Genomic DNA, 10,765 nt, shown 5'->3' on the forward strand with positions numbered 1-10,765 from the left:
GGATTGAATATTTAATCAAACAAGAGAGGGATTTTGGGACTGATACTATTGCTTTAAAAAATTTTTTAAAGCCTATCATTCTTATTCGAAGATATATGATGATGAGTCCTTGCTCATTGCATACGATAATATGCTTGCAAGAGGATTTGCCAATGTTTATGATTCGGCCAATGCTAGAAGCACAAATCTGTATTTAACTGCGATAAAAAAGCAAAAAATACCAAAGATAAAGAACTTGAATTTTGGACAAAAGTCAATTATGGGTTTTATCTGTATGATTTGCATAATTATACGGATGCATTTCCAGTTTTCTTAGGTCTACGCGACTTACTGCCTCAGATATCTCTGAAAAAACTTCCTAATCCTGATATTTCCCTACGTAATATGGCTTATTTTTTTGGTAGTATAGGTGATGCTGAGGCTAATATGGAATATCTAAATCTTGCCCGTAAACATGCAGCACCTCAATCAAGAGAAATGGGAAGTATCCTTGATGCATTAGGTACGGCATATCTGAAATTGGCAGATACTGTAACAGCATTTCGTTATTTTAAAGAAGTGGAGTCACTGTCTAAATTTAATGGTGACGAAGTTCGATTGGGTAAGGCACTTGGTAATCAGGCACTCATTTATCGGGGGAAAGGGGATTTCGGAAAAGCAGTTGATTTATTATTGGAAGACCTTGTTTATTCTGAACGCAATAGTAGTAATCAGAATACCATGTACGCTTATATCTTATTGGCTCGAATATATGTCGATCAGGGTAAATTAGACCTCGCTGAGAACGCGATCAAGCGAGCTAGTAATTACGCTACTCAAAAAGTGTATCTGAAAAAATCTGAAAAGGAGATTACGGAAGTTAGATTACAAATTGCTGTAAAGCGACAGGATGAACATAGCGAACTTTTAGCCAGGAGGAGACTGATTCAGATTAATGATAGTTTACAGCTGTGGAATAGTGATGAGAAACTGCAACAATTAAAATGGCTGGCGGATAAACAGAAATATATTCATAGAATAGAACTGGGCAAAGAACAATTCGAGAAAGAATTGTTTAAAAAGAGAGCGTACAGTATTGTTGTTGTATTATTATTGGCGTTATCGATAAGTTTGTATTTTCTTTTTAACAGAAAACTGAAGGTGCGTAGAATTATCTATGAGAGGCGTGTATTAGGCCTGCAGATGGAAAAGTATTTGTCTGACCAAAAGCTAATGGAAGCAAATAATAATTTATCTTCTTTTACTATATATCTAAAAGAGAAGAATGAGTATATCGCTAATTTGAAAGATGAAATAGAAACTGTAAAACAAACTTCGTTTTCTGTTATTGAGAATGAAAGGGGGCAACTACAAGCATTGTTGGAATCCCATTTAATGACTGAAGATAAATGGAGTTTATTTAAGGAAGCTTTTGTGAAGGAGTATCCGTTTTTTTACAATGATATCCTTAGAAAATTTCCAGAATTGACTGAATCAAATCTGAGATTCATATTTTTAGGTAAGTTAGGCTTAAAAAATAACGAGATATCTAATTTATTGGGCGTGACTGAGGATGCTGTGAAGAAAGCTAAACAGAGATTGAAGAAGAAAATAGGGGAAGACCGTTACACCGTATTGTCTTCGAATTTAAAATCGTAGCGCTGTCATAGGTGATCTCCACTTTCAAAGTCAAATATCTGTTTATGGATAAAAAATAAAAGGAGTTAACACTAAACGTTAACTCCTTTTATTTTTTTAATCGATTGGATTTTCCTGCAGGTATTTCTCCCACTTCCAAGCGCTATCCATCATTTCGAAGATGCCTAATTGTGCTTTCCAATTTAACTCATTGGTTGATTTTGTTACATCGCCATATACCTTGACGATATCGCCTTCACGACGTGGTCCTACGACATAGTTTAGTTTTTGGCCTGAAGCTTCTTCAAAAGCTTTTATAGCTTCTAAAACAGAATATCCATTTCCTGTGCCTACATTAAATACATCGTACTTTCCTTTAGGATTTCCTTTTTCCAATAATTTGATTGCTGCAACGTGTGCTTTTGCTAAATCTACAACATGGATAAAGTCACGTACACAGAAACCGTCCTTTGTATCGAAGTCATTTCCAAAAACAGTCAATTTATCGCGTTTTCCTATAGCTGTTTGGGTAATGAATGGAAGAAGATTTTGAGGAACTCCTAATGGTAATTCGCCAATTAATGCTGACTCATGTGCTCCTACAGGATTGAAATAACGTAATGCAATAATATTAAAATTGTCATATGCATTTGCAGTTTCTTCTAATATTTCTTCTGCAATCTGTTTGGTGTTACCATATGGAGAAGTTGCTTTTTTTACTGGGGCAGCTTCGTCAACAGGTAAGTAATCAGGTTCTCCATAAACTGTACAACTGGAAGAGAAGACAAAATTTATCGGCTTTTCACGATAAGCTTCTAAAAGATTGATTAGGGAGAAGAAATTGTTGTGATAATATTTTAATGGATTCTGAACGGACTCACCTACTGCTTTAGATGCTGCAAAATGAATGATACCGTTGATATCTGGATTGTTTTTAACAAATTCTAAAACTTTGGTGTCATCACATAGATCAAACTGATGAAACTCAGGCTTTATACCGATGATTTTTTCAATTTGATCTAACATTTTGATGCTAGAATTAGATAAGTTGTCAACGATAACCGGTGTATAGCCTGCATTATGTAATTCAACAACTGTATGCGAACCAATATATCCTGTTCCGCCTGTTACAAGTATTTTGCTCATTGTTTATAGTTATAATATGTAAAGTCTTTGTGATCTAAATGCTCAGTTGATACCTATCGATAATATGTCATCGTTTTTTAATCTTACCGCTTCGGTTATTAAAATTCGTTTCCCAGCCTTATTTTCTACTTATTTCCAACAATTAGAAAAGGGTTTAATATCTTTGACGAATATAAGTATTATTTTACGAACATGCGTCTTCTTTATTCTTTAGGAATCCATCTTTATGGGCTTTTATTACGCTTAATATCGCCTTTTCATCCGAAAGCAAAGCTTTGGGTAGAGGGGCGTAGGGACTGGTATGCACGCATGAATCAAACGGTTGAAACGGGTCAAAATCACATCTGGTTTCATTTTGCTTCTTTGGGTGAATTTGAGCAGGGAAGGGCTGTTTTGGAAGGGATAAAAAAAGATTTCCCCTTAAAAAAAATTGTTATTACTTTTTATTCTCCATCGGGATATGAAGTTCGTAAAAATACAAATTTAGCAGATTACGTTTTTTATTTACCTGAGGATACAGCAAAAAATGCAAAACTGTTTATTGATTTAATTAATCCTGAGTTTGTAGTTTTTACAAAATATGAGTATTGGTATCATTATTTTTCTGAGCTGAAAAATAGACAGATATCATTATTGATGATTTCTGCCATTTTCAGGCCTGATCAAATTTTCTTCCACCTTATGGCGGTTTTTTTCGAGAGATATTGAGTGCTGTGACTTATTTTTTCATGCAGAATGAAGAAAGTGTTCATTTATTGAAAGAGCATGGATTTAGAAATGTTGGGTTAACAGGGGATACGCGATTTGATCGTGTGGTTGAATTGCCTAAGCAGAGAAAACAGATCGATGAGGTTACGCAATTTGTCGCAGAATATCCAGTTTTGGTTGCGGGTAGTACTTGGCAAGAAGATGAGCAGTTATTAAAAGATTTAATGTTGAAATTTCCGAAGTGGAAGCTGATATTGGCTCCACATGAAATTCATGATACTCATATAAGAGCAATTTTAGCGTTATTTCCTGATGCTTTACAATTCTCTAAATATGTTTCGTATGCTGATGAAAGAGTAGCACATGCTCAAGTGCTGATTATTGATAATATTGGCATGCTGTCGTCGCTATATGGTTATGGAAAGATGAGTTATATCGGCGGAGGCTTTGGAATTGGTATTCATAATACATTAGAGGCTGCTACTTATGGTATTCCCGTTATATTTGGTCCTAAATATCATAAATTTCAAGAGGCTAAGGATCTGATTGAGCAAGGCGCTGGGTTTTCAATTCAAAATCGGGAAGAACTGTATAAAGTGTTTACATGTCTGCAGGATAGTGTAAAAAGAGAATATTCCGGGAAACAAGCAAAATGTTTTGTGCAGCAGCATGCTGGTGCTACTGCAATTATTATGAAATATCTTTATTCTTCTAAATTATTGAAGTAAGGTGTTTATGAGAAATATGATCGAACTTTGATCATACAAGTTTGATCATTTAGTCTACAATAAACAGTTCTGACATAATGTGATCGGCCATGAGTTTTCCTGTATCTGTAAGGGTCAGCTGATTTTCAACTTGAGTTAACTGTTTGTTGTAGATGAACTCTTCAGCATTGTTCAATAATTGTTTTTTAACCTCTGATCCGAATTTATCTTCCACTATTGTAAGATTAATACCCCACATCGTCCTTAGTGAGGTCATCGTATATTCATTGATACGGTCTAAGGCTGATAATTCTTCAGTTTCCAAAGGAAGTACTCCTTGGTAGATATCGTGTATATATTTGGCATTATTCGCGATATTCCATGAACGTGATGTACCATTAAATGAATGTGCAGATGGACCTATGCCTAAATAATGCTTTCCTTTCCAATAGTTCGTATTATGCTTTGCATACATCCCATTTTTAGCAAAATTAGAAATTTCATATTGTTCAAATCCTGCAGTTGTTAATCGATCAATCAGCATCAACATTTGATCCGCTGCTTGATCGCTATCTATTGCGGCTGCTTTTCCTGTTTTGATCATATGATCGAGCGCTGTTTTCTTTTCTACAGTCATCGAGTAGGATGAGATATGCGGAATCTGAAAATCCAGTAGCTTTTGCATATTCATTTTCCACTTTTCATCGGTTAATAATGGAAAGCCATAGATCAGGTCGCAGGTTATATTTTCGAATCCAGCATCTTGAACTCGCATAATACAGGATTCGGCTTCTTCTTGATTGTGTGCCCGGTTCATCCATCTTAGATCTTCTTCAAAAAATGATTGAATGCCGATACTAAAACGATTGATTTCTGTTTGCCGCAGTTTCGCTACTTTTTCTCGCTTAAGATCGTCGGGATTAGCTTCTAAGGTAATTTCAACATTGGTGTCAATTTCGAAATGCTGCGATACTTTGTCAATCAGTCTGGAGATATCTTCCGCTTCTAGTATAGAGGGGGTGCCACCGCCAAAGTAAATGGACTGAATATTTTTGTCTTCCAGATAATCAGCTCTAAGTTCCACTTCCTTGTATAGCATGCTGAGCATTTCGTCTTTATATTTCAGTGACGTGCTGAAGTGAAAGTCACAGTAATGACAGGCTTGCTTACAGAATGGAATGTGAAAGTAGATCATGGGTACGTTTTATATGAAGGCAAAGGTAAAGGAAAATCCATATTTAAATGGATTTATTCTATTTCTTTGGTATACTGTTGCATGTTTTTATGAACTCTTCTTTTGATTCGATCGCGTAGATTACGGGGAGCAATAACCTCTATATTCTCGCCAAAGCCCAATATTTCTCGTTCCAGTTCAAAGTTTAAAACGACATCAAGACGAATCATGATACTACCATCATTATTTTTATCGATGATCTGTTGAGAGCTGTGTAATGGTTTGGTCTCTACATAAGGAGTATTGAAACTTTCAATTTTTAAAATTACTTTTTGGCCTCGGTCTTTGTGGCTTTTTGTTACGCCGATTGTATCGGCAAAGTAACGATCGAAATCAATTCCATCATAGGCTATGAAACCATTTTTTGCCATTTCATCAATATCTACAATACGATCAAGGGCAAGGTTGAGTAATAATTTTCCTTTTTTTGGTTTACATATTAAAAACCACCTATTTCGGTATTCTTTTAAAAGGTATGGGTAATAAACATCTTGCGTTGGTGCAAGCGACTTAAATGATTTGTAGGTGATAAGTAAAGGTATTTCTTCGAGGATGGCATGATGTAAGGTACTGATCCAGTTCAAACCTTTCAGTAGTTTATTACTTTCCATTTGCACGACAGGTTTTTGAATTCCTACGGATTTAATGAGTGTATTTTCTAAACGTAAGATCATATCACTCATCTCGTCAAAATAAGAAAATCCATTAAGATGCTTGAGTAAATCCACGGCTTCTTTCATCTTCTTCATATCTAAGGAGGTGATGGGTGAATTACTGATGCTATATTTTGGATCACTATAGCTGTAAAATTTCCGATCTGTCACAATGATTGGAGCATTATATCCTAACTTATTGCTACGCATAAGCTGTATGTCTCCTTGAATCGTTCTTTTACTTATCCCATTATGGATACCTTCCAGTTCGTAAAGGGCATTGGATACTTTTTCAATGAGATCTTCTAACGTCCATTTGCGATGACGTTGACATAGACAACTGTCTATGGTTTTGTAGCGTATTAATGCAAGTTTATTGGTGGACATCTTCTTTTTGATGAAATTTTACAAAGTTAAATGTACAAAATTCATTTTTACTGCGCAATGTATTTGCGCATGAAGTTTTTTGTTAAGAATTTTTTTACATATATTCAAATTTATAAGTTTGATTTTCAGTTATATATGTATTTTTTGTATTGTTTTTTAAAAATATTTTTTACTACGCAGTAAGGTTGCGTGATTAGGTGTGCACATTTGTAATGTCGATCAAGACAAATAGTTCTTTGAGAAATTAAGCGAATAGCTTTTAAGATATATACCTGAAAAGGTGTATGACATAGTGGATTATTTTAAAGTCCTCGTCTCCTGTTTCTGTATAGCAGGGTAGTATTATTTCAGTTGAAAATAATATGCTGACTTAAAAAACTACTATTGTCTCATGTTGGGGTCGTAGGTTCGAATCCTACCTCCGTCTGGAACGGAGTAACTCAGGGGTAGAGTACAACAAAAAGGTGGGTTCGAATCCCACGCACATCTCAAAAGTGTGTCCATCGGTTGGAGGAACGAAAGTTCCATGTTCAAGTTTAAACTTTCTTTAAAAAAGTTTCCACTTAATAAGCGCTTCGTCTTTCGTTTGGTTTTCTCTTTTTGTGAAAAGGGCAGACAATTGAATGGGGTCTTTGTAGTATAAAATAGGTTCTAAAGGCAACAATAGGGTTGAGGATAGTGGAATACTTAAAAGTAATACAGTAATGGGCTGTATTTTATTTAGGGATAAGCTGTCATCATTTTATTTTTCTTTTAGCCCACTTTTATATTCCGGTCATATTCAATAAACAGGAATCGAAGCGTTTATAAATAATAGGATGATCTTTTTGATCGCGAGAAAATGTTAGAACAATAGTATATTCTGATAAAACACAGTGTTTTTTGTTGGGGAAGAGTATAATAAAAAATAAAATTAGAAATGAAAAGAGTAAGTATAGATATCAATCAATTGGGATTAGTTGTTAAAAAAAATCGTTATATCCGCGTAGTGCCTGCTGGAAAATACTGGCTAGGTTTTGGTGAAAAACTGGAATTATATGATTTGTCGAAGCCTTTTCCAGGTAGCTTGGATGTCGATGTATTGATGCAGCTTGCAGGTTTTTCGGAGCATGTGGAATTGGTGGAAGTTTCCGATAATGAGATCTGTCTGGTTTTTGTTAACAACAACTATAAGCAGGTACTAGCAGCGGGCAGGCATGTTTTCTGGAAGGGTTTATTAACCTATCATTTTCAAAAGGAGGATATTACTGATATAGAAATAGGAACGACAGTACATAAGCAACTGTTGGAGAAGCAGACGCTGGCTTACTACGTACGGCAGTTTAAGTTGGAGCCTTCGGAAAAAGGTTTACTATTTCTTAATGGAGCATTTTCAAAGATATTGGAAGCGGGTACATATTACTGGTGGAAAAATGCGACATCCATCAGTATTTCAAAAGTAGATATACGATTGACGACTATGGATATTGCTGGTCAAGAGATTTTGACTAAAGACAAGGCGCAGATTCGGATTAATTTTTCGATACAGTACCAAGTTGTGGATGTACTGAAAGCAATGCTTGAAAACAAAGATTTTGAGAAGCAGTTGTATATGTTGATGCAATTGGCATTACGTTCTTATATAGGTCGAATGACTTTGGATGAACTGATGGACAATAAATCTGCAATCAACGCACATGTGCTAGAGGAGACTGCTTCACAGGTTGAATTGCTGGGTGTCAAGGTATTTCATGCCGGTGTTAAAGATATCATCTTGCCAGGCGATATCCGAGAGATAATGAATCAGGTACTGGTCGCGGAAAAAAAAGCTCAAGCCAATATCATCACGCGGCGTGAAGAAACTGCTTCTACAAGAAGCTTGTTGAATACAGCGAAATTAATGGAAGATAACGCGATGTTGTTTAAATTGAAAGAGATGGAATATGTGGAGAAGATTGCAGAAAAAATAAACAATATTTCGGTTTCGGGTAATGGTCAGATTGTGGATCAGCTGAAGCAGCTGTTTGTGAAATGATAGAGTTATCGTTTTATTTTAGCGTAAAACGGAGGTATAAATAAAGAGGCGCAGGGGACAGCGGTAAAGAGGTGCTGTTCCTTGCTTAAGAGAAATGAATAACCGATGTGAAAGATTGTCAATCTGTAAGCAATGGTTTCAGTACAATGGATTTGAGTAAGATCATGATGGAAAATAAAAGAATAAATGGCAATGACTTAATTGCTTTAGGCTATGAAGAGAATTTTGCTTTAGGTGAAGCATTGAAAATTAATAAAAAGAGATTAGGGTTTACCCGTGAAGAGATGTTGTTGAAGTTTGCAGAAGTATTGGCCACTCCGGATAGCTATTTGGAGGATGGGCTATTCAAGTCGCTAGCGTCAGCACTTTTAAATGTTGATGAAGTAGCTAAAGCTACGATTTCTTTAAAGGAGGGGAAACAACAATACACTATTTATGGTGAGTCACAGATTGAAGAGGGGGCATTGCGCCAGATGGATCTAGCGATGAAGCTTCCTGTTGCAGTTGCAGGAGCATTAATGCCCGATGCGCATCAAGGATATGGTTTGCCAATTGGTGGGGTATTGGCTACTCATCATGCTGTCATTCCTTATGGTGTGGGTGTTGATATCGGTTGTCGAATGGCATTGTCAATTTTTGATGTACCCGAAGAGCATCTTTATCTGCATCATGATTTATATAAGAAAGTGATTATGGATAATACCAAATTTGGTGCTGGACATGGTTATTTAAAACATGAACGTGTTGACCACGCTGTATTAGCGAATAAAGCTTTTGAAGCGAATGATTTTATTCGTCAATTAAAGGATAAGGCTTGGACGCAGTTAGGCTCTTCTGGTGGGGGAAATCACTTTGTTGAATTTGGGGTCATGGAGTTTAAAGAAACAGATCGTACACTTGGTATTGAGAAAGGTCGATATGTGGCTTTATTGACGCACTCGGGATCTAGGGGATTGGGCGCAACTATTGCCGATCATTATACTAAATTGGCTAAAAAGCTTTGTTCTTTACCTTATGAAGCTCAGAATTTGGCTTATATGAGTTTAGATACTGCGGAAGGGCAAGAGTATTGGTTAGCGATGAATCTTGCTGGTGATTATGCTTCGGCTTGCCACGAGGTAATACATGAGAAAATCGGTAGGGCATTAGGTGCAGAGCGATTGGCGATGATCGAAAATCATCATAATTTTGCATGGAAGGAGTTACACCAAGGCGAGGAGGTGATTGTGCATCGGAAGGGAGCAACTCCTGCCGCGAAAGGGGTGCTGGGTATTATTCCTGGATCGATGGCAACTCCAGGTTTCTTAGTACGAGGGAAAGGAAAAGAGGAGGCAATTCATTCGGCTTCTCATGGTGCTGGACGTTTGATGAGTCGTACGAAAGCTATAAAAACCATAGCCCGTAAAGATCTAAAATCCATGTTGTCGGATAATGGTATCACTTTAATCGGTGCCGGATTGGATGAAGCACCAATGGCTTATAAAAATATTCACGAGGTGATGGCTGCGCAAGAAGATCTGGTAGATATTATCGCGAGTTTCTCTCCGAAGATTGTGCGCATGGCTGATGATGGAAGTCGGGAAGATTAACATAAAAATAAGAGGCCGGTTTATTAACCGGCCTCTTATTTTTATGTTATTTCTTTTCCCAGATATTGTCGTTGGATTCAATATCTGCTAAGCGTAGCGATGGATCAATGATTACTTTTGCTGGTTTTTTTGTTAAATTGATCTCATAGGATGGCTGTGTCCAGTTCCAGTCTTCCAATGTTGTTCTTTTAATACCTTCGTATATCTTGAAGTTTTCCGATGGCTTTTCGCCTCTCATTTCACGTAATGGGATATAGAAAAGTTCTTTTGTGCCATCTTCATAGGTTACTAATAGATCAATAGGCATTGCAAAGTCGGATTTGTTCTGTAAGATAATTTCGTTATCGGTAACCGTTTTGATTGCATAATCAATCTTACGAGTTGTGTTTATAAAGAGGTTGAAGTACCATTTCAGATTGATTCCTGATATATTTTCTGCAATTCTTTTAAAATCATTCGGTGTTGGATGTTTGAATTTCCATTGTTTATAGAATTCTAAAAATGTTTTGTCCAAGTTATCTTTACCGATAATATAACCCAACTGTACTGCTAGTACCTGGCCTTTGTTGTAAGCTTCATTACTGTATGCATAGTTGGTGTTGTAATAATCGGCAAGTAGGCTTGCAGGTTCTTCTTTTCCTGATAAAGCTAGTTTGTAATATGCACGATAAGCTTCTATTGATGGGTTAGCTTCAATGGCTCCACGTTTT

8 protein-coding genes and 1 pseudogene are annotated in these 10,765 nt (G+C 36.4%); 5 read left to right on the forward strand and 4 right to left on the reverse strand.

The window, feature by feature from the left end:
• Nucleotides 1–279 precede the first annotated feature (279 nt).
• On the forward strand, nt 280–1,638 hold the full coding sequence (locus L950_RS13045; RefSeq protein ID WP_021187995.1) for a hypothetical protein: 1,359 nt from the start codon (nt 280–282) through the stop codon (nt 1,636–1,638).
• Nucleotides 1,639–1,734: 96 nt separating this feature from the next.
• Here the strand turns inward: L950_RS13045 and galE are convergent, their stop codons facing one another.
• Nucleotides 1,735–2,763, reverse strand: coding sequence for a UDP-glucose 4-epimerase GalE (galE, locus tag L950_RS13050; RefSeq protein WP_021187996.1), 1,029 nt, complete (start codon nt 2,761–2,763; stop codon nt 1,735–1,737).
• Nucleotides 2,764–3,072: 309 nt separating this feature from the next.
• Here galE and L950_RS33200 point away from each other — a divergent pair, with 309 nt between their 5' ends.
• Together L950_RS33200 and L950_RS33205 are read left to right on the forward strand one after the other, a co-directional pair.
• On the forward strand, nt 3,073–3,471 hold the full coding sequence (locus tag L950_RS33200; RefSeq protein ID WP_231577248.1) for a 3-deoxy-D-manno-octulosonic acid transferase: 399 nt from the start codon (nt 3,073–3,075) through the stop codon (nt 3,469–3,471).
• Nucleotides 3,472–3,491: 20 nt separating this feature from the next.
• Complete coding sequence (locus L950_RS33205; protein WP_231577249.1) at nt 3,492–4,199, forward strand: 3-deoxy-D-manno-octulosonic acid transferase; 708 nt, start codon at nt 3,492–3,494, stop codon at nt 4,197–4,199.
• Between the two features lie 49 nt (nt 4,200–4,248).
• On the opposite strand, the gene hemW is transcribed toward L950_RS33205, so the two are convergent.
• Both hemW and L950_RS13065 read right to left on the reverse strand, forming a co-directional pair.
• Entirely contained in the window at nt 4,249–5,373 is a 1,125-nt protein-coding gene (gene hemW / locus L950_RS13060) for a radical SAM family heme chaperone HemW (RefSeq protein WP_031286993.1), read from the reverse strand.
• Between the two features lie 53 nt (nt 5,374–5,426).
• On the reverse strand, nt 5,427–6,452 hold the full coding sequence (locus tag L950_RS13065) for a helix-turn-helix transcriptional regulator (protein WP_021187998.1): 1,026 nt from the start codon (nt 6,450–6,452) through the stop codon (nt 5,427–5,429).
• A 919-nt stretch (nt 6,453–7,371) separates the two neighbouring features.
• Here L950_RS13065 and L950_RS13070 point away from each other — a divergent pair.
• Both L950_RS13070 and L950_RS13075 read left to right on the forward strand, forming a co-directional pair.
• A complete protein-coding gene (locus tag L950_RS13070; protein ID WP_021187999.1) occupies nt 7,372–8,466 on the forward strand; it encodes a slipin family protein in 1,095 nt (364 codons plus the stop codon).
• Between the two features lie 167 nt (nt 8,467–8,633).
• Complete coding sequence (locus L950_RS13075; protein WP_197086419.1) at nt 8,634–10,055, forward strand: RtcB family protein; 1,422 nt, start codon at nt 8,634–8,636, stop codon at nt 10,053–10,055.
• Nucleotides 10,056–10,101: 46 nt separating this feature from the next.
• Here L950_RS13075 and L950_RS30125 read toward each other — a convergent pair.
• Nucleotides 10,102–10,765 (reverse strand): annotated as a pseudogene (locus tag L950_RS30125) (M1 family peptidase); the annotation flags it as partial.

The organism is Sphingobacterium sp. IITKGP-BTPF85 (assembly GCF_001006065.1).
Classification (GTDB): Bacteria; Bacteroidota; Bacteroidia; order Sphingobacteriales; family Sphingobacteriaceae; genus Sphingobacterium; species Sphingobacterium anhuiense.